The organism is Nonomuraea africana (assembly GCF_014873535.1).
Taxonomy (GTDB): domain Bacteria; phylum Actinomycetota; class Actinomycetes; order Streptosporangiales; family Streptosporangiaceae; genus Nonomuraea; species Nonomuraea africana.
The window spans coordinates 3438166-3459871 of record NZ_JADBEF010000001.1 but is presented as its reverse complement, the minus strand read 5'-3'; the positions used below and the strand labels follow the sequence as shown (position 1 = coordinate 3459871).

Sequence of the window (21706 nt, the reverse complement as noted above, 5' to 3'; positions counted from 1 at the left end):
GCCCCGTGAACGGTAGGGACCCCGATCGGCGCAAGGCGCTGCTCGACGCCGCCGACCGGGCCATCCTGCGCGAGGGCCCGCAGGTGTCCATGGCGGCCATCGCCGCGGAGGCGGGGATCACCAAGCCGATCCTCTACCGCCATTTCGGCGACAAGAGCGGCCTGTACCAGGCGCTGGCCGACCGGCACGTCCGCAGGGTCATCTCGCAGCTGCGTCCCGAGTTCGTCAGGACCAGGACCGACCCCAGGGCGCGGGCCCGCGCGGCGGTGGAGGTCTACCTCGACCTCATCTCGGCCAACCAGAACCTCTACCGGTTCCTCTTCCACCGGGCCAGCGCCGAGGACACCGGCGTGCGCAGCCACATGACGGCGCTGGTGCGCGGCCTGGGCGAGGAGCTGGGCGCGGTGCTGGCGGCCGAGCAGGCGCCACCCGATCCCGTGCGGGCGCAGATCCTCGGCCACGCCTTCGTCGGCATGGTGCAGACGACGGGCGACTGGTGGCTCGAGCACCCCGAGGTCGGACGCGAGCAGGTGGTGGAGGGGCTGGTCGAGGTGATCGTGGCCGCCTTCGTCTCACGGCCGGCCGGCTGACAGCGCCTCCAGCAGGTCCCACTCGGTCTCGCAGACGCGCCTGCCGATCGCGGCCAGCTCCACCGACCTGGTCGCGCCCGTCAGGTGGCGCATGGCCTGGGTGACGCAGATGACGCCCCACTTCAGCACCCCGAACGTCTCCCACCAGCGCAGCGCCCGCCGGTCGACGCGGTGCCCCGACGCCCGTTCATAGGCCGCCACCAGGTCGTCGTACTCGCCGAAGCCCCCGACGGGCGGCTGCGCGCCGAACCGCCACGCCTTCACGCACAGCCAGCCGAGGTCCTCGACGGGGTCGCCCACGTGGGCCAACTCCCAGTCGAGGACGGCCCTGACGCCCTCGGGCCCGACGATCAGGTTGCCGTTGCGGAAGTCGCCGTGGACGACGGTGGTCCGCACGCTGTCCGGCCTGGTCCGCTCCAGCCTGCGGAAGGCCAGCTCGAAGACCGGGTGCGGCTGCCCGGTCAGGTCGATCACCTCGCACCACCTGGCGAGCGGATCCTCCGGCTCGCCCTGCGCGACGGCGTCGAGCGGCATCCGGTGCACCGCGGCCAGCGCCGTCCCGCACTGGGCGGCCAGCCGGGGCCTGGCCCGCTCGTAGCGGTCGTCGCGCAGGATCCTCCTCGGGATCGTCTCGCCCTCCACCCTGCCCATCACCAGGTACGGCTCGGCCGCCGCGACCACCTCGGGAACCGGCACGCCCGCCGCTGCCGCCGCCCTGAGGAGCCGCGCCTCCTCCAGCAGCCCCTGACCGAGGCCCGGCGCCGTTCCCTGGCCGGCCGGCGCGGGGGACAGGCGGACGACCAGCCGGTGCAGCCGCTCGTCGCGGTCGACGACGTCCACCGCCCAGGTCTCCCTCGAGGCGCCGCCGGACAGCCGGGCCCTCGAGGCGATCTCGCATCCGGGCCCGAACACCTCCTCGACGATGGCGGAGATCATCGCAGGCCGAACTCCCAGTTGCCGCCGACCGCGTAGGCGCCGAGGATGCGCCGGCCGACGGAGTCCACGTGGACCTCGTCGGGCCCGTCGTAGATCCGGCCCGCCCTCGCGTGCCGGTACATCCGGTCCAGGGGCGTGTCAGAGGTGAGGCCCGCGGCGCCGTACACCTGGATGGCGCGGTCGATCACGTTGTGCAGCATCCGCGCGCCCACCACCTTGATCGCCCCGATCTCCACGCGCGCGTCCTCGCCCGCGTCCATGGCGTGCGCCGCGTGCAGCGTCAGCAGCCTGGCCGACTGGATCTCGGCGTAGGAGTCGAACACGTGCTGGCGCATCAGCTGCTTGCGCGCCAAGGGCTCGCCGAAGGCCGAGCGGGCGTGCAGCCTGCCGCACATGAGGTCGAAGGCCCGCTGCGCCTGGCCGAGCCAGCGCATGCAGTGGAAGATGCGGCCCGGGCCCAGCCGCCGCTGGGCGATCACGAATCCCTGGCCTCTCGGACCGAGCAGGTTGGCGGCCGGCACCCGCACGTCGTCGTAGCGCACCTCGCAGTGCGCCCCCGACAGCCCCAGCACCGGCGTCTCCCGCACGATGGTGTAGCCGGGCGTGTCCGTCGGCACCAGGATCATCGAGAACGCCAGGTGCGGCGGCGCGTCCTGCGGCTCGGTCCTGCACATGACGGTCGTGTACGCCGCCCGCGACGCGCCAGTGGTGAACCACTTGTGCCCGTTGATCACCCACTCGTCGCCGTCCAGCACGGCGGCCGTCCTCAGCTGGGTCGGATCGCTGCTGGAGACCAGCGGCTCGGTCATCGCGAAGCTCGGCCAGATGTCGCCGCCGACCAGCGGCTCGAGATAACGCTCCCGCTGGGCGGGAGAGGCGTGCTCGTGCAGCATCAGGGAGTCCTGCAGCGTGAAGGTGCCCAGCACCAGCTGGCCGAACTCGCTGCGGCCCTGCACCTCGTTGACGTAGACGTAGTCGAGGAAGGGCAGCCCGCCGCCGCCGAGCTCGCGCGGGTGCCCGAGCGCCCACAGCCCCTCTTTCTTGGCCTCCCGCTGCAGCTCGCGCAGCAGCGTGCCGTCGTCCTCCAGCAGGGCGGGCTCCGCGGGCTCCACCCGCTCGGTCATGAACGCGTGGACGGCGTCGCGTACCGGCCTGACGCTGTCGGGAACGGCGAAGCTCATGAAAGGATCACAACGGAAAATCGTTGCTCAGTCAACGTGTGAGAAGGGGTCCCTGATGGCGGCGCCACACGACGTGCCCACGGCAGCGCAGCTGGTCGCGGCCGTTCGCGAGTTCCTGGAGACGGACGTGCTGCCCGAGGTGGAGGGGCGGGTGCGCTTCCACACCAGGGTGGCGGTCAACGTGCTCGGCATGGTCGAGCGCGAGATCGAGCTCGGTCCCTCCCAGGCCGCCGCGCACGCCGACCGGCTCGACCGGCTCGGCGTGGCCGACGACGCCGAGCTGGCCGGGGCGATCCGTGAGGGCAGGTTCGAGGAGGACGAGCTGCTCGGCGTGCTGACGGCGGCCGTCAGGGACAAGCTGCGGGTCGCCAACCCGCCGTACGCCGAGTAGCGGTCACGGCTCCAGCTTCTCGAAGAAGAACTCGTGCTTGAGGAACGAGGTGTCGTACTCGTGCCCAGGCGCGGGCGGGAGCAGCTGGGAGGCCTGGAACAGCCGCCAGCCGTCGCGCAGCGCCGCCACGCCGCTCTCGTAGGGCGGTGTGTCGCCGTCGCCGGCGGTGGGGTCGGTCCGGCCGGTGCCGTCGTAGGAGGACCAGCCGACGACCTGGGCGTCCAGCGCCGAGGTGGCCAGGTACAGGACCAGGACGCGCTGTCTCATGCGACCCTCCCGGGGCGGTTGCTCACGCGCGTCCTCCAGTAGTCGATGTCGAAGGTGTCGTCGCCGGTCATCGCGCGCCACAGCGCGACCCTGTTGTAGACCTCCAGCCGTCCCGTGGCCTGCTCGTACCAGGGCATGCGGGCCGACAGCTCGGCCGTGACCGCGGGGTCGGCCAGGTCGGCGGTGTCCCAGAGCAGCACCTGGGGCACGGTCGGGTTGAACCTGATCTTGAACATGTACCGCAGGCGGTCGCTGTCGTTGCGCCGCCCGCCGTGCCAGATCCCGTGGTGCAGCAGCAGCACCGTGCCCGCCGGGCAGGTCAGACTGATCTGGCCGAGCAGGTTCTGGTAGCGGCCGGTGTCGGTCTCGTTGGTGCGTCGCAGGTGGCTGCCGGGGACGAGCAGGGTGCCGCCCATCTCGGCGCTCACCTCGTGCGGGTAGTACATGAGCTGGACGTCGAAGGCGTCGGGGCGGGTGTCGATGATGGCGTCGGCGTGCAGCGGCTGGGCGCTGCCACCGTGCGGCTCGCGCACGTGCACGGCGTGGTGGTCGACGTTCGGGTCGGGGCCGACCAGGCTGCGCAGGGCTCCGGCTACGGCGGGCAGGTCGACGAGGCGGCGGGCGAACGTCCCCTCGGGGAAGGCGTCGCCCACCGCCGTGCCGTACGGCACGGCGGGCACTCCCGCGGCGAGCACGTCGAGGGCCTCGGCGTTCATCTCCTCCGGCACGACGGCGTCCAGGCGCAGGAAACCCCGCGCCACGAAGCGCGCCGTGAGCACCGAGGACAGAAGGTGATGACTGGTTGTCATGCCCCAACGGTAGAGGCGGCATCCCAGCACAGTCGTGGGTCCTGATCACCATTACTGGTAGATTCTCACCATGGACCGGGTGACGCTTCGTCTCGGCGAGCCGCCCGTCGTCGTCAACGTCGGCGTGGGCGTCCACGGGGTCAGCAACAGGCGCGACGTGTTCCTGCTCCCCGACCTCTGGCAGCTGCACCTGTATGGCTACACCGCCCGGCTCACCGTCGGCGGCACCACGCAGGCCATCAGGCCGGGCCACGTCAGCCTGATCCCGCCGGGCGAGCGGGTGAGCTACCTCTACAACGGCAGGTCCGAGCACCTGTACGCGCACCTGCGCCTGCCGGATCGGGGCCCGGAGCGCACGGTGCCGCTCATGCAGGACGCGGGGGCCGAGACCCCGCTGCTGGGCAGCCTGCTGCGGCAGGCCGTCGCGGTGGCGCCCGCAACGCCCGTCATGGCAGCGGCCGAGGTGTGGGCCGCCCTGTGGCGCGTCGCGCACCTGGCGGAGGCGGCCGGCCCGCACGCCGCCGTGGGGGCGGCCATCGCCCACATCGAGTCGAACCTGGCCGAACCGCTGAGCGTGCCCGCCATCGCCAGGGCGGCGGGGATCTCGCACAACCACCTCACCAGGCTGTTCCGGGCCGAGATCGGCGACACCGTGGTCGGCTACATCCGGCGCCGCCGCCTGGAGCAGGCGCTCCACCTGCTGCGTGAGTCGACGCTGCCCATTCCGGCCGTCGCGGCGGCGGTGGGGATCGCCGACCTGCAGGCGTTCAACAAGGCCTGCCGCCGCGAGCTGGGCGCCTCGCCGCGCGCCATCAGGTCGCGCAGGACCGAAGCGGCACACGGCGGGGGCCCGCCTCCCCGAGAGGAGACAGGCCCCGATGAGGGATCGGCCAAGCCGTAGGGGGCGGCTCGTCAGTGCGCCCCGGACAGGTCGATGTCCTTGACCCTGGGGTCGCCCTCGTCGGCGAAGTAGTCGCCGCGGGCCGTGGCGTCCTCGCCGTCGGCGACCTTGGCCGCGCGGAAGATCAGCGTGGCCACCGCGGCGACCACCAGGTTGACCGTCAGCGCGATCACGCCCGCGTACAGGGTGGCCTTGGTGTCGAAGCCGAAGTTGGCCAGCGGGAAGGCCGAGCCGCCGAAGTGCAGCTTGCCGTTGGCCGGGTTCGGGATCAGGTAGAGCATCCACATGCCGGCCGCCAGGCCGGTCGCCCAGCCCGCGATGAGCCCGCCCTTGTGGAACCAGCGGGTGTAGAGGCCGAGCGCGACGGACGGGAGCGTCTGCAGGATGACCACGCCGCCGATGAGCTGCAGGTCGATGGAGAACTGCGGGTCGAGCAGCAGGATGCACAGGACGGCGCCGACCTTGACCACGAGCGAGACCAGCTTCGAGACCTTCGCCTCCTGGGCGTCGGTGGCCTGCTTGTTGAGGTACTCCCGGTAGATGTTGCGGGTGAACAGGTTGGCCGCCGCGATGGACATGATGGCCGCGGGCACCAGGGCGCCGATGCCGATCGCCGCGTAGGCCACACCGGTGAACCAGTCGGGGAACATCTGGTCGAACAGCACGGGCACGACCGTGTTGCCGTCGGGCTTGCCGGTCTCGGGGTTGACGATGGGCTTCACGCCCGCCGCGATCGCCATGAAGCCGAGCAGCGCGATGAGGCCGAGCAGGAAGCTGTAGGCCGGCAGCGCGGACATGTTCCGCTTGATGACGTTGCGGTTCTTGGAGGCCAGCACGCCGGTGAGGCTGTGCGGGTAGAGGAACAGCGCCAGGGCCGAGCCGAAGGCCAGCGTGATGTACTGCAGCTGGTTGTTGGCGTTGAGCAGGATGCCGTCGCCGGGCGCGGGGGTCTTGGCGAACTTCTCCGCCGCCGCGTCGAAGATGCTGCCCCACCCGCCGAGCTTGGCCGGGATGTAGATGACCGCGGCAAGGATCACGATGTAGATCAGCGTGTCCTTGACGAAGGCGATCAGCGCGGGCGCGCGCAGGCCCGACTGGTAGGTGTAGGCCGCCAGGATCGCGAACGCGATGATGATCGGCAGGTGCCCGGTGATGCCCATCGCCTTCAGCACGGCCTCGATGCCGACCAGTTGCAGCGCGATGTAGGGCATCGTGGCCACGATGCCGGTGATCGCCACCAGCAGCGCCAGCGTCGGCGAGCCGAACCTGGCCCGCACGAAGTCGGCAGGCGTGACGAAGCCGTGCACGTGCGAGACCGACCACATGCGCGCCAGCACGAGGAAGACCAGCGGGTAGACCACCACCGTGTACGGCAGCGCGTAGAACCCGAGCGCTCCCGCGCCGAAGACCAGGGCGGGGACGGCCACGAAGGTGTAGGCGGTGTAGAGGTCGCCGCCCACCAGGAACCAGGTGATCCAGGTGCCGAAGTTGCGGCCCCCGAGACCCCACTCGTTCAGGCTCTCGATGTCCTTGGGCCTGCGCCACTTGGCGGCGACGAAGCCCATGCCGCTGACCACCAGGAACAGCGCGACGAAGACGACCAGCTCGGTCGTGTGCTGGCCGCTCACTTGGTCATCCGGTAGACGATCGTCGTGCAGGCGACGCCGACCACGATGAAGGCCAGCTGGAGCCAGTAGAACAGCGGGAAGCCCGCCAGCCTCGGCTCGTCAGCGTTGAACAGGAACGTCAGAAGCGGCAGCACGATCGGCACGAACAGCAGCCAGTTCCATGGACTGCGGTCGGTCCGGTCCTGTCCGGATTCGGGGGTGGTCAAGGGATCCTCCGGAACGTGAGTAAGTTGACCGCACACTAACGTTCCGGAGGTATTAATCCCAATTACTGAGACATTACGGTTTGGCCTAAACTGGGTTATCTCACTATGTGGACGAGCTGAGGTCCAGGTCCTTGACCCGTGGGTCGCCCTCGTCCGCGGTGAAGTGGTCGGGGCGGGTGCCGTCGGGGCCGTCGGGCACCTTCGCCGCCCTCGCGATGAGCGTGCCCGCGACGGCCACGATCAGGTTGAGCAGCAGCGCGAGGAAGCCCGCGTAGATCGTCATCTTGGTGTCGAGGCCCAGCTTGGCCAGCGGGAAGGCCGAGCCGCCGAAGTGGGCGTGCTTGATCGCCGGGTTGGAGATGTTGTAGAGCAGGATGAGCCCGCCGCCCATGCCCGCGACCCAGCCCGCGATCAGCCCCGCCTTGTGGAACCACCGCGTGAACAGCCCGATGGCCACCGACGGCAGCGTCTGCAGGATGATCACGCCGCCGATGAGCTGCAGGTCGATGGAGAACTGCGGGTCGATGAGCAGGATGAACAGCACCGCGCCCACCTTCACCACCAGCGAGGTGAGCTTGCTGACGCCCGCCTCCTGGGCGTCGGTGGCCTGCGGGTTGATGTACTCGCGGTAGATGTTGCGGGTGAACAGGTTGGCCGCGGCGATCGACATGATGGCCGCGGGGACGAGCGCCCCGATGCCGACCGCCGCGAACGCGATCCCGGCGAACCAGTCCGGGAACATCTGGTCGAACAGCACGGGCACGACCGTGTTGTTGTCGGTGCCGATCGGCTTCACGCCCGCCGCAATGGCCATGTAGCCGAGCAGCGCGATGAGGCCGAGCAGCAGGCTGTAGGCGGGAAGCGCGGACATGTTCCGCTTGATCACGTTGCGGTTCTTGGAGGCCAGCACGCCGGTGATGCTGTGCGGGTAGAGGAACAGCGCCAGCGCCGAGCCGAGCGCCAGCGTGAAGTACTGCAGCTGGTTGTTGGCGTTGAGCAGGATGCCGTCGCCTTGCGCGGGCGTGGCGGCGAACTTCTCCTGGGCCCTGCCGAAGATCACCTCCCAGCCGCCCAGCCTGGCCGGGATGTAGATGATCGCGACGAGGATGACCAGGTAGATCAGGATGTCCTTGACGAAGGCGATCAGCGCCGGCGCCCGCAGCCCCGACTGGTAGGTGTAGGCGGCCAGGATGACGAACGCGATGATCAGCGGCAGGTCCGACAGGAACCCGCTGCCCGCGATGCCCATCGTCTTCAGTACGGCCTCGATGCCGATCAGCTGCAGCGCGATGTAGGGCATCGTGGCCACGATGCCGGTGATCGCCACCAGCAGCGCCAGCGTCGGCGAGCCGAACCGCACCCGCACGAAGTCGGCGGGCGTGACCAGGCTGTGCACGTGCGAGACCGACCAGAGCCTGATCAGGATCAGGAACACCAGCGGGTAGACGATCACCGTGTACGGCACGGCGAAGAACCCCGTCGCGCCCGCGCCGAACAGCAGCGCGGGCACCGCCACGAAGGTGTAGGCGGTGTAGAGGTCGCCGCCCACCAGGAACCAGGTGATCCACGAGCCGAAGTTGCGCCCGCCGAGACCCCACTCGTTCAGCGACGCGAGATCCTGGGGCCGGCGCCAGCGCGCGGCCACGAAGCCCATGCCGCTGACCACCAGGAACAACACGGTGAAGATGACGATCTCGGTGACGTGCTCGCCGGGGTTCATTTCGTCATCCGGTAGACGAGGGTCGTCGTGGCGACGCCGAGGACGATGAAGGCGAGTTGGAGCCAGTAGAACAGCGGGAAGCCGAATAATGTGGGTTCGGTCGCGTTGTAGAGGAACGTCATCAGGGGGACGGCGATCGGCACCAGCAGCAGCCAGTACCAGGGGCTGCGGTCGCGATTGTTACCGGGCAAGGCGTGCTCCCTTCCGTTGCCCGGCACATTAGTTATGCGGCTGTTTCGGTCAGGTCGCAGATCGCTGAACGGTAGTGTCCCCGCGCCGAACGGTCAGCTCGTCGGCGATGTCGCGGGTGCCGTACCCCTCGGGGGCGGGCACCTCGGTGATCGGATCGGGCCTGTCGTCGAACTCCAGCCGCAGCGCCCGCGCCATCGTCGCGTGCATCTCGTACAGGCACGTGATGTAGGTCAGCTCGAGGATCTGCTCGTCGGGCAGGTGCCGCTTCAGCACGGCGAAGATCTCGTCGTGCACCCTGCCGCCGTCGAGCACGAGCCCGTCGGTGTAGGCGAGCACGGCCCGCTCCAGCTCGTCGAACTCCTCGCTGACCGGCCAGTGCGCGACCGCGCGCACCTTCTCCTCCGGCACGCCGAGCGCCCGCAGCTGCTTGCAGTGCTGGGAGTAGACGAACTGCGACTGCCTGGCCCAGCCTGCCCTGGTCTGACCCAGCTCGCGCAGCACGGGGTCGAGCGCGGACTCGCGGTAGAGCTGGAAGCCCTTCACGCAGTGCCGGAAGATCGCCGGGTCCTGGGCGACCACCGTCCACCAGTCGCCCGGCGAGCCCGTCGCGGTGCCCTCGGGCGTCAGCAGGCGGTCGTAGAAGAAGGCGACGACGGAGTCGGTGACCTCCTCGCGGGGCACCTGGCGCAGGCGCGGCATCAGCGGGTCCGGTCGGCGGCGGTCTTCGGCTCGTGCCGGACGTCTTCGGGACGGTCGAGCTCGCGCAGCCAGCAGGCGAACTCGATGAGGATCCCGTCGGGGTCCTTGAAGTAGATGGAGCGCACGAACACCCCGTCGTGCACGGCGGGGGCGACGCCGAACTCGCTGTCGTCGTGGTTGAGCAGCACGCCGACGTCGATGCCCTTGGCGACCAGCCGCTCCCTGTACTCCTCGATCTTCTCCGGCGGCACGTCGAAGGCGAGGTGGTTCATCGACCCCACCGCCGACAGCAGCTCGCCCCTGTCGGGCAGGTTCTTCGGCGCGGAGACGCCCGGCACGCCGTCCGGCGCGTCGGGGAACCAGAAGAAGGCGAGCGCGTTGCCGCCGCCGCAGTCGAAGAAGAAGTGCTGGCCCCAGCCCATCGGCAGCTCGATCGTCTTGATCAGCGACATGCCGAGGACGCCGGAGTAGAAGTCGACGGTCTGCTTCATGTCCGAGCAGACCAGCGCGACGTGGTTGACGCCGCGGAGCTCGAATTCCGTGTTCATAGTAATCAACTACTTATCACAGCGCGCTTCGCTTAAACATGACAGAGGATGTCGGCATTCCACGAGAGCATCGGCTCATGAGGGAAAAAGTCGCGCTGGTCGCCGGCGCCACAAGAGGTACCGGCAGGGGCATCGCCGTCCAACTGGGAGCGGCGGGAGCCACGGTGTACTGCACGGGACGCAGCACCAGGCAGGGACGCTCGGAGATCGACAGGCCCGAGACGATCGAGGAGACCGCCGAGCTGGTCACGGCGGCGGGCGGCACCGGCATCGCCGTCAGGACCGACCATCTGGTCCCCGAGCAGGTCCAGGCGCTGGTGGAGCGGATCGACCGCGAGCAGGGCAGGCTGGACGTGCTCGTCAACGACATCTGGGGCGCCGAGCACCTGTGGAAATGGGACACCGCCGTGTGGGAGCACGACCTGGACAAAGGGCTGCGCCTGCTGAGGCTGGCGATCGACACCCACCTGATCACCAGCCACCACGCGCTGCCGCTGCTCATCCGCAGGCCGGGAGGACTGGTCGTGGAGGTCACCGACGGCACGGCCGGCTTCAACGCCACCCGCTACCGCAACTCGATCTTCTACGACCTGGCCAAGACCGCGGTGAGCAGGCTGGCCTTCGCCCAGTCGCACGAACTGCGCCCGCACGGCGCGGCGGCGGTCTCGATCACGCCCGGCTTCCTGCGCTCCGAGGCGATGCTGGACAACTTCGGCGTCACGGAGGAGAACTGGCGCGACGCCATCAAGCACACCGCGTCGTTCGCCGTCTCGGAGACGCCCGCCTACGTCGGCAGGGCGGTGGCCGCGCTGGCCGCCGACCCCGACAGGATGCGCTGGTCCGGCGCCTCCGTCACCAGCGCCGACCTGGCCAAGGAGTACGGATTCACCGACCTGGACGGCACCAGGCCGGACGTGTGGCGCTGGATCGTGGAGGTCGAGGAGGCCGGCAAGAGCGCCGACCCCGCCGACTACCGCTAGATCAGCGAGATCCGCCGGCCGGATGGTAGAGGCTCGCCATCCGGGTGGCGGCCTCGGCCAGGAGGGCGCGCAGCTCGGGCGGGTCCAGCACCTCGGCCTCGGGGCCGAAGGCGAGCAGCTGCGTGTAGGCGATCTCCAGCGACTCGACCGCCAGCACTACCGTGCCGTCGTCGCGGGCCGACGCGAGCGCGTCAGCCCGCGCGGCGGGATCGGCCACGTGCCGCAGCATCCGCAGCCCCGCCGGGCTGAGCCGCAGCGTGACGTGGGTCCTGAGCAGGGAGCGGGTGAACTGCTCGGACCGGTCGGCCCAGAAGGCCGCCAGGTCGAAGTCGGGGTCGCGGTCGAAGCGCCTGGCGGTGTCGACGCTCACGCCGGCGAACCTGTCGACCCGGTAGACCAGCAGGCGCTCCTTGGTGCGGCCCGCCAGGTACCAGACGCCCGCCTTCAGCACCAGCCCGTACGGCTCGACGGTCCTGGCCGCCTCCCTGTACTCCGCGCTCACGGGATGGTCGCCCCACACCGCCCTGGCCAGCGGCGCGAGCGCCGGGGGCGGCGGGATGTCGCTGGCGAACCAGCCAGGAGCGTCGAGGTGGAAGCGCTGGGCGGCCGTGGCGGGCGCGTCACGCAGGCCGGGGGCGAGTGCGGCGGCGGCCTTGAGCCTCGCCGCCTCGGCGACCTCGCGCAGGCCCATGTCGCGCAGGGCGTCGGGCACGCCGGACAGGAACAGCGCCTCCGCCTCGGCTCTGTCGAGTCCGGTGAGCCTGGTGCGGTAGCCGTCGACCAGGCGGTAGCCGCCCGCCCTGCCCCTGTCGGCGTAGACGGGGATGCCCGCCTCGGACAGGGCGAGCACGTCGCGGTGGATGGTGCGCTCGGAGACCTCGAGCTCCTGGGCCAGCTGGCCCGCCGTCATCCCGCCGCGCCCTTGCAGCAGCAGGACCAGCGACATGAGGCGGGCGGCGCGCACCATCCGATGCTACCCACCGCGCTGCCTCGCAGGACCGCGCTGCCTCGCAGGACCGCGCAGCCTCACAGGACGGCGCAGCCGATCCTGACGGGGACCCTGGCGGAGAAGCGGCCCGACAGCGTGTCGTACGCGTAGGCGTAGGCGTTGGCCGGCTTGCCCTTGGCCGAGCAGTCGAACTTGCCCGTCAGGTAGCCGAACGAGCCGCCCGCGTAGCCCGAGGACTGCTTGGCGGTCACGCTGGCGTGCCAGTAGAGGGCGTCGTTGTGGGTCCACCTGATCGCCAGCTTCACCGTGCCGAAGTTGTAGTGGCTGCCGTTCAGCTTCAGCCGCGCGATGCCGTCGGTGGAGGTCGTGGTCGAGGTGCCGTCGCCGTTGTCCTTGGGCGCGATCGTGTACTTGGTGATCCACAACTTGGCCAGCACCTTGCGCCGCGGGCTCTCGGCGTTGTCGGCGGCGGCCTGGTCGCGCTGACCGGTGGTGACGCAGACGTCGTCGCCGTTGTAGGCGTTGCGCCAGACGTAGGGGACGACGCAGGTGTGCGGGCCGTACGCGCCGGTGGTCCAGCGGCCGTGCCTGGCGGCGTTGTCCGCGGCCACCCTGGTGCGGGTCGAGGGGGTGACGCAGACCAGGTCGGACGGCCTGGCGACGCGCCACACGTATCCCTGGCGGCAGGTCTCGGGCCCGGGGTCGGCCGAGCGGAACCCGGCTCCGGAAACGGAGGCGGCGGCCGCGGTGGGGGCGGCGACGGTCAGGCCCGCGATCGCGAGGACGGCCAGACCGAGCGAGGTGCGCTTCATGATGCTCTCCTGAGGTCTCGTGGCCCCGTTCCGGCGGATCCGCCCTGGGGCTCGCGACTCAGTTATGCGCCCTTCGGCCTGCAGTCTCCTTGAGGACGATCACGGAAAGTCACCCGAAAGTGACTCAAGCGCCCGTCAAGGGAAGGAAGATCGCTGAGGGGCGCGACGGGTCGTGGAAGACCTCGACGTCGGCCGGCACCCCGGGCACGTCCCATCCGGGCGCGCCGGGGTTGCGGGCGATCGTCGGGTAGGCGCCGCTCGCCACGTGCACCCTGATCCGGTGCCCCTTCGCGAACCTGTGCGCGATCGGCCACAGATCCACCGCGACCCTGCGCACGTCGCCGGCGTCGGCGGCGGTCAGGCGCCGCACCCCCTCGCAGACGTTCATGGAGCGGCCGTCGGGGTGCACGTCGCACACCCGCACCACCACGTCCACGTATGGCGTGCTCGACCGGACGAACAGCTCCGCCGAGACCGGGCCGATCGCCTCGGTGTCCTCCCTCAGCGCGGGGGAGGTGTAGACGAGCACGTCCCTGCGCGCCTCGAGCCGGCGCTGGTCGCGCGGCCTGGAGTCGGCCAGCAGCACGGGGCCGCCGATCACCGGCGTCGGGTGGCCGGGGTGGTACCTGTACCGGTCGGGAGCGGCCTCCGGCGGCCCTTCCGGGCCGAGGCCGAAGGCGCGCTGCAGGTGCCAGCGCCGGGGGCGCATGCCGGGCACCGGCCAGTCTGGGTAGTCGCGCCACTCCCTCGCGCCCGTCACGTACAGCCGCACCGGCGACTCCCTCAGCCCCGAGCGGTCCCCGAGCAGGTGCGCGCGGAACCAGGCCAGCGTCTCCGCCCTGGTCACGGGGCCGTGCCTGACGTCGATGTGCCACCACGGCCCGATCGTCAGGTACGGCTGCCGCCCAGCCGCCCGCATCGCCAGGTAGTCGCGCAGCTGCCAGGGCAGGAACACGTCGTACCAGCCGCCCAGCATGGTGACGGCCGCCTCCACCTTCCCGACCTCGGCCGAGAAGTCACGCCGGTGCCAGTACGGCACCGCTGGGTCGGCGTGGTGGGCCAGCAGGTCCCGGTAGAACGGCAGCGCCTGTCCCGCCGACACCAGGTCGAGCTCGGCGACGGGCCGCCCGGACAGCACCGCCCTCCTGGTCTGCCGGGGCGCGGTCAGCAGCGCCGCGCCGCCGAACCTGCGCGACATCCCGTTGGTCAGGGTCGTCCAGCTCAGCGCAGACTCCAGCGCGAACGCCCCACCCACGTAGGCGGCGTCCCTGAACTGGGAGGCGGTGATCTGCGTGGCCATCGCCTTGAGCTCGGGCCCCGCGTAGGGTGCGATCGCCCACTGCGTGTAGCCGAGATACGAGGGGCCGTGCATCGCGAACGCGCCCGGGTACCAGGGCTGCCCGCGCAGCCACTCGACCGTGGCCATGCCGTCGTCGTGCTCGTCGCCGAGCGGGTCGAGCAGGCCCCCCGAGCCGAACCCGCCTCTACAGCTCTGGATCACCACCTGCAGGCCGTGGCGGGCGAACCCGCGCCCGTAGGCGTAGCCGAACAGGCCGCGCCTGCCGTACGGCGAGCGGATCAGGACCACGGGCGCGCGCTCCGCGCCGACCGGCACGTAGCGGTCGGCGAGCAACGTCACGCCGTCCCGCATGGGGACGGGGAGGTCCCGCTGGACTCGAACCCGCATTACTTACCAGTAACATAAAGGGAGGAGTGCGGACAAGGTGAGCCCGGTCACCCGGAGGCTACGGTCGCGTAGGGTGATCGGCCATTGGCAAACTATCCGGTCATGGGACGAATTACGTCATTTGTCGCCCTGGGGGACAGCTTCACCGAAGGGCTCGAGGACCCCGCCGACGAGGGCTACCGAGGATGGGCCGACCGGCTGGCCGAGCACATCGAGGCCGAGCAGCCCGGCCTGGCGTACGCGAACCTGGCCGTGCGCGGCAGGCTGATCGACGAGATCGTCGCCGAGCAGGTGCCGCAGGCGGTGGAGCTCGGGCCCGACCTCGTGTCGCTGTGCGGGGGAGGCAACGACATCCTGCGCCCCGGCAGCGGCCCCGACGTGGTGGCGGCCAGGCTGGAGGAGGGCGTGGCGGCGCTGACGCGGGCGGGCTCGAAGGTAATGCTGTTCACCGGCTTCGACCTGCGGCAGGTGCCGGTGATGCGGCTGGCGCACAGCAAGATCGAAGTCTTCAACCTGCACATCCACGACATCGCGCGCCGCTACGACGCCTTCCTGGCGGACATGTGGCCCATGGCGGTGCTGCGCGACCGGCGGGCCTGGAACGTGGACCGGCTGCACCTGTCTCCCGACGGGCACCGCAGGGTGGCCCTGCACGCGGCCGAGGTGCTCGGGGTGGCGGTGGAGGAGGACTGGCGCGAGCCGTACCCGCCGCTGCTGCCCGCCCAGTGGACCGACGCCCGCCGTGAAGACCTGCGGTGGGCGCGGCGGTTCCTCGGCCCGTGGATCAACAGGCGCCTCCAAGGACGCTCGTCCGGCGACGGCGTGCACCCCAAGCGCCCTGAGCTGGCGCCCCTGGTCAACCGCTGAAATCGGGGCGGTGTGTCCGCGTTGCGTGATCTCCGACCGGGCGGCTACCCTTGCGGTATGCGAATCCGCTTGCAGCTTCAGTGGTGGCGCCGCTTCTAGGCGGCGCGAGATTCGCATTCCTCAACGGACGGCCGCCCCGGAAGGCGGCCTTTCCTGTCTCCGCCCCGGGGCTCATGGGTTAGCAAGGGGATTTGAGTGGAGACGAGCGGATATACCACCGCTGGGGGCGTCAGCGTCGAGCGTGAGGTCCGTGAGGTGCCCGAGGAGGCCCTCGAGGAGATCGTGACCGCGCTGGGCGAGCGGCGCGGCGGCGCGTTCTCGTCCGGCATGGACTACCCGGGCCGCTACAGCCGATGGGCGTTCGGCTACGTGGACCCCTGCGTCGAGCTGGTCGCCAGGGGCCGCACCATCGCGGCCAGGGCGCTGAACGAGCGCGGCAGGGTGGTGCTGCCCGTGGTGGCCTCGTGCCTGCTGGCCGCGGGCAAGCCGGTCTCCGAGCCGACCGACGTCCACGTCGAGGTGCACATCCCCGAGTCGGCGGACCTGCTGCCCGAGGAGATGCGCAGCCGCCGTCCGACCGTCTTCACCGCCATCCGCGAGGTCATCGCCGCCTTCAAGGGCGACGACCAGCACCTGGGCCTCTACGGCGCCTTCGGCTACGACCTGGCCTTCCAGTTCGAGCCGATCCGCCACGAGCTCGAACGGCCCGCCGACCAGCGCGACCTGGTCCTCCACCTGCCCGACCGGCTCGTCGTCATCGACCGCCAGCGCGAGACCAGCGTGGAGTACCGCTACGAGTTCGTCGTCGACGGCGCCTCCACCAGGGGGCTCGAGCGCACCGGCGACACCTTCCCGCAGGTCGCCCCCACCGAGATCCCCAAGAACCCGGAGAAGGGCGCCTACGCCACCGTCGTCGCGGCGGCCAAGGAGAAGTTCCGGCGCGGCGACCTGTTCGAGGTCGTGCCCGGCCAGGTCTTCCACGCCACCTGCACCGACCCCTCGGCCTTCTACCGCAGCCTGCGCCAGACCAACCCGGCCCCCTACGAGTTCATCATCAACCTCGGCGACGGCGAGCACCTGGTCGGCGCCTCGCCGGAGATGTACGTCCGCGTCACCGGCGACCGCGTCGAGACCTGCCCCATCTCCGGCACCATCGCCCGCGGCTCCAACCCGGTGGAGGACGCCGAGGCCATCCGCACCCTCCTGTCCAGCGTGAAGGAGGAGTCGGAGCTGACGATGTGCACCGACGTCGACCGCAACGACAAGTCGCGCATCTGCGTGCCCGGCAGCGTCCAGGTCATCGGCCGCCGCCAGATCGAGCTCTATTCCCGCCTGATCCACACCGTCGACCACATCGAGGGCCGCCTGCGCCCCGAGTTCGACGCCCTCGACGCATTCCTGACCCACATGTGGGCCGTCACCGTGACCGGCGCGCCCAAGACCTGGGCGATGCAGTTCATCGAGGACCACGAGGCCACCACCCGCCGGTGGTACGGCGGGGCGATCGGCTTCATCGGCTTCGACGGCTCCATGAACACCGGCCTCACCCTGCGCACCGCCCAGATCAGGAACGGCGTGGCCACCGTCAGGGCGGGCGCGACCCTGCTGTTCGACTCCGACCCCGAGGCCGAGGAGCGCGAGACCGAGCTCAAGGCCAGCGCCCTGCTCGGCGCGCTGGCCGCGGTCAACCAGACCTCCGCCGTCCAGGAGCGCCCGGTGCGCGAGCAGCCGGGCCTGGGCATGAAGGTCCTGCTCGTCGACCACGAGGACTCCTTCGTCAACACCCTCGCCGACTACTTCCGCCAGGAAGGCGCCGACGTGGTCACCCTGCGCCACGGCTTCCCCCCGGAGACGCTCGACGAGATCGCCCCCGACCTCGTCGTCCTGTCGCCCGGCCCCGGCTGGCCCTCCGACTTCGGCATGTCCGCCCTCATCGACCAGGTGTACGCCAGGGGCCTGCCGGTCTTCGGCGTCTGCCTCGGCCTGCAGGCCATGGTCGAGCACGCGGGCGGCAGCCTCGAACTGCTCGACTACCCCGAGCACGGCAAGCGCGGCCAGGTCTCCCGCCTCGGCGACAGCGCCCTGCTGGAGGGCCTGCCCGCCGAGTTCGTCGCGGCCCGCTACCACTCCCTGCACGCCAAGCGGCCGGGCGTCGTCGGCTTCACCGCGACGGCGGTGACCCCCGACGGCAACGTGATGGCGATCGAGGACGTGGCCAACCGGCGCTTCGCCGTACAGTTCCACCCCGAGTCGATCCTGACCGCGGAGGGCGGCGCGGGCGCGAAGGTCATCGCGAACGTCCTGCGGCTGGCGCGCGGGGCCTGAGACGGGCGCGACCCCGGCCGCCAGGCTGGGGTCGCCGCAAAGTACGCAGTGGGCAAAAGCCCGCATGCCGCCGGCGATCACGCTCTAGAGTCAGGCGCATGCTCCCCGTAGACCTGCCGGATGCGGTGCGCGACGCCCTGCTCGCCCCGCTCGTCGACCACCACTGCCACGGGGTGCGCCGCGACGACCTCAGCAGGGCCCAGTTCGAGCTGCTGATCAGCGAGTCGCGCACGCCCGCGCCGCCGGGAACCACCCACTTCGACACCCCGCTCGGCGCGGCCATCCGCCGCTGGTGCGCCCCCGTGCTCGACCTCGAACCGCACGTCGCCCCCGCCGTCTACCTCGGCAGGCGCCAGGAGCTCGGCGCCGGCGAGGTCAACAGGCGGCTGCTGCAGGCCTCGGGGGTCGTCGCCTTCCTCGTCGACACCGGCCTCGAGGCCCCCGAGCAGCTGTCGACGGCCGAGATGGGCCGCCACGGCGGAGCCGCCGCCGACGAGATCGTCAGGCTCGAGCAGATCGAGCAGGACATCGCCGAGACCGCGCCCGTGGCCGTCGACTACATGGACAGCCTCGGCGAGGAGCTGGCCGCCAGGGCGGCTCGCGCCGTAGGCCTCAAATCGATCATCGCCTACCGCTGCGGACTCGACTTCGACCCCTCCAGGCCCAGCCGCGGCTCGGTCATCGCCGCCGCCAACCGCCGCCTGTCCGACCCGAGGGAGCGCCTCGTCGATCCGATCCTGCTGCGCCACCTGCTCTGGACCGCCGTCGACGTGGCCCGCGACCGCGCGCTCCCGATCCAGTTCCACACCGGGTACGGCGACACCGACCTCGACCTGTCGCGCGCCGACCCCGCCCAGATGACGGGGTTCATCCGCGCGCTGCAGCCGCTCGGCGTCCCCGTCGTGCTGCTGCACTGCTATCCCTTCCACCGCCAGGCCGCCTACCTGTCCGCGGTCTTCCCGCACGTCTACGTCGACGTGGGCCTGGCGCTCACCCACACCGCCGGGGGGTCGGCCAGGATCCTCGACGAGCTGCTCGAGCTGGTGCCCTTCCACAAGCAGCTGTTCAGCTCCGACTGCTACGGGGTGGCCGAGGGGTGCCACCTCGGGGCCGTCTACTTCCGGCGCGGCATGGCGGCGGCGCTGGCCAGGCGGATCGACTCGGGGGAGTGGAACGCGGCCGACGCCGCCCGCGTCGCCCACATGGCGGGCTCGGGCAACGCCCGTCGCGTCTACCGGCTCTGAGCTCCGCGCGACCTCCTGCGAAGGGCGGAAAGATCTCGGATCTGGGGTTGCCGGTCCGGGTTATCCTCGGCTCGCCCCCGAGCCTTGGAGTCCGCGATGTCACGCAAGCTCAGGACCCTTTTATCACTCTTCGTGCTGGCCGTGACCGCGCTGGTCGCCGGCCCGTCGCCGGCCGCGGCCGCAGCACCGGACGACGAGAAGTGGATCACCTTGGTCACCGGAGACCGGGTGTTGCTGCGGCCGGACGCCCCCCGAGGACAGGACGTGGTGGTCAGGCCCGCCCGTGGCCGCGAACATGTGCGCTTCCGGAGCTACACGGACCACGGCGACACCTATGTGGTCCCGTCCGACGCCGCGGGACGGGACCATGAGCTGTTCAACCTGACCAAGACGGGCGGAGAGCGCAGGGCGGCGGCTACGGCCACGGCGGTGGAGACCTTCGACGTCACCGTCCGCGTGCTCGATCACAACGGCCGGCCCACCTCGACCTGGTCGGCGGTGTTCAACAGCCTCGACGCGGAGCAGTCGTTCTCCCCCCACGACCCCTCGGGCACTGTGGTGGCCAAGCTCCCGCGCGGTTCCTACCACCTGCAGGCGCAGGTCCAAACCGGCCCGCTCACCACGCACATCGTCGAGCCGCTGTTCGTCGTCGACGGGGACCGCACCCTCGACCTGGTGGCCACGGAGGGCAAGCCGGTCGGCATCACCCTGGACCGGCCGGAAGCGGTCGGCGGCGAGGTCGCGTTGATCTTCGAGCGGTACACGCCGGACGGCCGGTTCGTCGGGCAGGGACATCACGCCGTGAACTTCGACAACACCCTGGTGCGTCCCTCCACCACGGCGGCGCCGCCTGGACAGTTCACCTTCTACGTCGCCGGGCGCTTCGCCAAGCCCGACGGCGAAGGCGGCTTCGCGGGCAGCCCGTACCTCTACCACCTCCAGTGGGTGCAGTCCGACAGGGTGCCCGAAGATCTGGTGCGGCGCATCCCCGACGAGAACCTGGCGATCGTCAACTCGACGTTCGCCGCGTCGGCCCCAGGCAAGGTCGGTCAGAAGGACTACCTGGTCTCGGCGCCGCTGCCGTTCTCCCTCAAGGAGTACTACATCCCCGACACCCATTGGCTGTCGTCGTTCGGCCAGTTCGACGGCGCGGTCGGGGACACCCCCGAGATCATCACCTACAGCGGGCCCAAGGTGTTCACGGCGGGTACGGTCTCGGACGAGAGCTGGGGCGTGGCCGCGTTCGGGCCGTCCCTCCCGCCGTCGTGGCCGTGGTCCTGGACCAAGGCCGTGCGGTCCGGCGACACCCTGGACTTCGAGATCCCTCTGTTCACCGACCAGAACCCGATCAGGGAGGCGCGCTCCGCAGTCGACCGAGCCTCGACCATCCTGTACCGGGACGGCAGGGTGGTCGGGCACACCGCGCTTCCCGGAAAGGGCACATTCACCGTGCCCCAGGGTGAGGCCACCTACCACCTGACGACCACGGCCCGCCGCAGCGGCGTCTCGGACCTCTCGGCCGAGGTCCGCGCGTCCTGGACGTTCAAGTCGAGCACGGGGGAGCAGCGGCTGCCCCTGGCCGTGGTCCGGTTCGCGCCCGACCTGGACGAGTACAACCGGGCAGCGTCAGGGCCCTTCTCCTTCCCGGTCCACGTGCAGCGACAGGACGGCTCCGCGACCAGCGCCGTGCGGCGGCTGAGCGTCGAGATCTCCTACGACGACGGCCGGTTGTGGCGGCCGGTGCACCTGGAGGGCGCGGGCGACCGGTGGACGGCGACGGTCGTGCACCCCAGGTCTGGTTACGCCTCGCTGCGCGCCACCCTCGTCGACGCTTCGGGCAACCGCGCCGGGCTCACGATCCTGCGGGCCTACCGGATCCGCTGAGCCGTACAGAGATCCGCCGAGCAGTACAGGAGAGGACCCCGCCACGGGGGGTGGCGGGGTCCTCTCGGTGGTGCGCCCGTCTTCGTGAAAAGCAGCCGACGGGTTCAGCCGGTCAGCAGGAAGGAGCGGATCAGGCCGACCATCTCCGCGGTCTTCTCGAAGATCGCGAAGTGGCCGCTGTCGACCTCGGCGTAGGTGCTGCCGGGAATGGCGGCCTGCAGCTCCCGCGAGCGTTCCACCGGAACGATCTGGTCGCGGGTCAGCCCGATCACGAGCGTGCGAGCGGAGATCTTGGGCAGCAGCTCCCGGATGTCGGCCTGGAGGTCCAGCGCGATCTGGCGAGCCAGGCCGGGAGCGGGCAGGTTGGCGGCCAGCACGGCGTTCAGCCCCTCGTCGCTGAGGGCGCTGAGGTAGCCGGGGGTGAAGCCCTGCAGCATGCCGAATCTGCTGAACAGGTCGAAATCGGCCCTGGCCAGGTCGCGCCAGAGCCCGAAGTTCAGCCGGTGCCGCACGTCGTCCCCGTGCGCCCAGCCGGCGATGAGCACGAGGCTCCTGATCAGCTCGGGGTGGTGTGCGGCGGTGGCGGCAGCCACGACTGCGCCCAGCGAGGCGCCGACCAGATCCACCGGACCGGGCGCGGCCACGCGGGCGACCGCCACGACCTGGTCGGTCAGGCCCTCGACGCTCAGGGGCGCGCCGCCGTCCGTGGTCCTGCCGCTGCCGCTCAGGTCGGGGGTGATGACGGTACGGCTGTCGCCGAAGCTGCCGACCACGTGGCCCCAGCTGGCCTCGGCTCCCGCTTGCGTGCCGTGCAGCATGATCAAGCCAGGGCCGGAGCCGGTGAGTGAGAAGTGCACGTCGGCGTCGGCCACGGTGACCGTGGGCATGAG

The 21706-nt window shown here is 70.8% G+C and carries 22 protein-coding genes; 8 read left to right on the top strand and 14 right to left on the bottom strand.

What is annotated here, in order from left to right; translation table 11 throughout:
- Positions 1-5 precede the first annotated feature (5 nt).
- On the top strand, positions 6-590 hold the full coding sequence (locus H4W81_RS16365) for a TetR/AcrR family transcriptional regulator (protein WP_192775606.1): 585 nt from the start codon (positions 6-8) through the stop codon (positions 588-590).
- On the opposite strand, the gene H4W81_RS16360 is transcribed toward H4W81_RS16365, so the two are convergent.
- Together H4W81_RS16360 and H4W81_RS16355 are read right to left on the bottom strand one after the other, a co-directional pair.
- Positions 573-1526, bottom strand: coding sequence for a phosphotransferase family protein (locus H4W81_RS16360; RefSeq protein ID WP_192775605.1), 954 nt, complete (start codon positions 1524-1526; stop codon positions 573-575). The two genes, H4W81_RS16365 and H4W81_RS16360, sit on opposite strands and share 18 nt — an antisense overlap.
- On the bottom strand, positions 1523-2707 hold the full coding sequence (locus H4W81_RS16355; protein ID WP_192775604.1) for an acyl-CoA dehydrogenase family protein: 1185 nt from the start codon (positions 2705-2707) through the stop codon (positions 1523-1525). Before H4W81_RS16355 ends, H4W81_RS16360 begins: the two co-directional genes overlap by 4 nt.
- A 55-nt stretch (positions 2708-2762) precedes the next feature.
- On the opposite strand from H4W81_RS16355, the gene H4W81_RS16350 reads away from it, so the two are divergent.
- The gene (locus H4W81_RS16350; protein WP_192775603.1) at positions 2763-3098 is read left to right on the top strand and encodes a DUF6285 domain-containing protein; all 336 of its coding nucleotides are present in this window, start codon (positions 2763-2765) and stop codon (positions 3096-3098) included.
- A gap of 3 nt (positions 3099-3101) precedes the next feature.
- Here H4W81_RS16350 and H4W81_RS16345 read toward each other — a convergent pair whose 3' ends face one another.
- Positions 3102-3365, bottom strand: coding sequence for a hypothetical protein (locus H4W81_RS16345; protein WP_192775602.1), 264 nt, complete (start codon positions 3363-3365; stop codon positions 3102-3104).
- A complete protein-coding gene (locus H4W81_RS16340) occupies positions 3362-4174 on the bottom strand; it encodes a phytanoyl-CoA dioxygenase family protein (protein ID WP_192775601.1) in 813 nt (270 codons plus the stop codon). The genes H4W81_RS16345 and H4W81_RS16340 overlap by 4 nt, the downstream gene beginning before the upstream one ends.
- 79 nt (positions 4175-4253) lie before the next feature.
- On the opposite strand from H4W81_RS16340, the gene H4W81_RS49345 reads away from it, so the two are divergent.
- Positions 4254-5075, top strand: coding sequence for an AraC family transcriptional regulator (locus H4W81_RS49345; RefSeq protein ID WP_318781761.1), 822 nt, complete (start codon positions 4254-4256; stop codon positions 5073-5075).
- 11 nt (positions 5076-5086) lie between these two features.
- Here H4W81_RS49345 and mctP (H4W81_RS16330) read toward each other — a convergent pair whose 3' ends face one another.
- The 6 genes from mctP (H4W81_RS16330) to H4W81_RS16305 form a co-directional block, all read right to left on the bottom strand.
- On the bottom strand, positions 5087-6703 hold the full coding sequence (gene mctP, locus H4W81_RS16330) for a monocarboxylate uptake permease MctP (RefSeq protein WP_192775599.1): 1617 nt from the start codon (positions 6701-6703) through the stop codon (positions 5087-5089).
- Positions 6700-6909: a DUF3311 domain-containing protein gene (locus H4W81_RS16325; RefSeq protein WP_192775598.1), complete on the bottom strand. Its 210-nt coding sequence runs from the start codon at positions 6907-6909 to the stop codon at positions 6700-6702. The genes mctP (H4W81_RS16330) and H4W81_RS16325 overlap by 4 nt, the downstream gene beginning before the upstream one ends.
- Positions 6910-7012: 103 nt before the next feature.
- Entirely contained in the window at positions 7013-8629 is a 1617-nt protein-coding gene (gene mctP / locus H4W81_RS16320; RefSeq protein ID WP_192775597.1) for a monocarboxylate uptake permease MctP, read from the bottom strand.
- A complete protein-coding gene (locus H4W81_RS47280; protein ID WP_225958657.1) occupies positions 8626-8820 on the bottom strand; it encodes a DUF3311 domain-containing protein in 195 nt (64 codons plus the stop codon). The genes mctP (H4W81_RS16320) and H4W81_RS47280 overlap by 4 nt, the downstream gene beginning before the upstream one ends.
- Before the next feature lie 49 nt (positions 8821-8869).
- The gene (locus tag H4W81_RS16310) at positions 8870-9520 is read right to left on the bottom strand and encodes a carboxymuconolactone decarboxylase family protein (RefSeq protein WP_192775596.1); all 651 of its coding nucleotides are present in this window, start codon (positions 9518-9520) and stop codon (positions 8870-8872) included.
- On the bottom strand, positions 9520-10068 hold the full coding sequence (locus H4W81_RS16305) for a VOC family protein (RefSeq protein ID WP_192775595.1): 549 nt from the start codon (positions 10066-10068) through the stop codon (positions 9520-9522). Before H4W81_RS16305 ends, H4W81_RS16310 begins: the two co-directional genes overlap by 1 nt.
- 77 nt (positions 10069-10145) lie before the next feature.
- On the opposite strand from H4W81_RS16305, the gene H4W81_RS16300 reads away from it, so the two are divergent.
- Positions 10146-11048: an SDR family oxidoreductase gene (locus H4W81_RS16300; RefSeq protein WP_192775594.1), complete on the top strand. Its 903-nt coding sequence runs from the start codon at positions 10146-10148 to the stop codon at positions 11046-11048.
- A 1-nt stretch (position 11049) separates the two neighbouring features.
- Here H4W81_RS16300 and H4W81_RS16295 read toward each other — a convergent pair whose 3' ends face one another.
- From H4W81_RS16295 to H4W81_RS16285, 3 genes are all read right to left on the bottom strand, one after another.
- Entirely contained in the window at positions 11050-12015 is a 966-nt protein-coding gene (locus tag H4W81_RS16295) for a helix-turn-helix transcriptional regulator (RefSeq protein WP_225958656.1), read from the bottom strand.
- A 59-nt stretch (positions 12016-12074) separates the two neighbouring features.
- On the bottom strand, positions 12075-12809 hold the full coding sequence (locus H4W81_RS48670; RefSeq protein WP_192775592.1) for a hypothetical protein: 735 nt from the start codon (positions 12807-12809) through the stop codon (positions 12075-12077).
- Positions 12810-12933: 124 nt separating this feature from the next.
- A complete protein-coding gene (locus tag H4W81_RS16285) occupies positions 12934-14496 on the bottom strand; it encodes a CocE/NonD family hydrolase (protein WP_192775591.1) in 1563 nt (520 codons plus the stop codon).
- A gap of 102 nt (positions 14497-14598) precedes the next feature.
- Here H4W81_RS16285 and H4W81_RS16280 point away from each other — a divergent pair, with 102 nt between their 5' ends.
- From H4W81_RS16280 to H4W81_RS16265, 4 genes are all read left to right on the top strand, one after another.
- Positions 14599-15363 (top strand): SGNH/GDSL hydrolase family protein, encoded by a 765-nt coding sequence (locus H4W81_RS16280; protein WP_192775590.1) that lies wholly within the window; start codon positions 14599-14601, stop codon positions 15361-15363.
- 195 nt (positions 15364-15558) lie between these two features.
- Positions 15559-17688 carry an anthranilate synthase component I gene (locus H4W81_RS16275; protein ID WP_192775589.1) on the top strand — a complete coding sequence of 710 codons (2130 nt, stop codon included), beginning with the start codon at positions 15559-15561 and terminating at the stop codon, positions 17686-17688.
- Positions 17689-17786: 98 nt separating this feature from the next.
- Positions 17787-18932, top strand: coding sequence for an amidohydrolase family protein (locus H4W81_RS16270; RefSeq protein WP_192775588.1), 1146 nt, complete (start codon positions 17787-17789; stop codon positions 18930-18932).
- Between the two features lie 96 nt (positions 18933-19028).
- Positions 19029-20816 carry a hypothetical protein gene (locus H4W81_RS16265; protein WP_192775587.1) on the top strand — a complete coding sequence of 596 codons (1788 nt, stop codon included), beginning with the start codon at positions 19029-19031 and terminating at the stop codon, positions 20814-20816.
- 104 nt (positions 20817-20920) lie between these two features.
- Here the strand turns inward: H4W81_RS16265 and H4W81_RS16260 are convergent, their stop codons facing one another.
- Positions 20921-21703 (bottom strand): alpha/beta fold hydrolase, encoded by a 783-nt coding sequence (locus H4W81_RS16260; RefSeq protein ID WP_192775586.1) that lies wholly within the window; start codon positions 21701-21703, stop codon positions 20921-20923.
- Between the last annotated feature and the right edge of the window lie 3 nt (positions 21704-21706).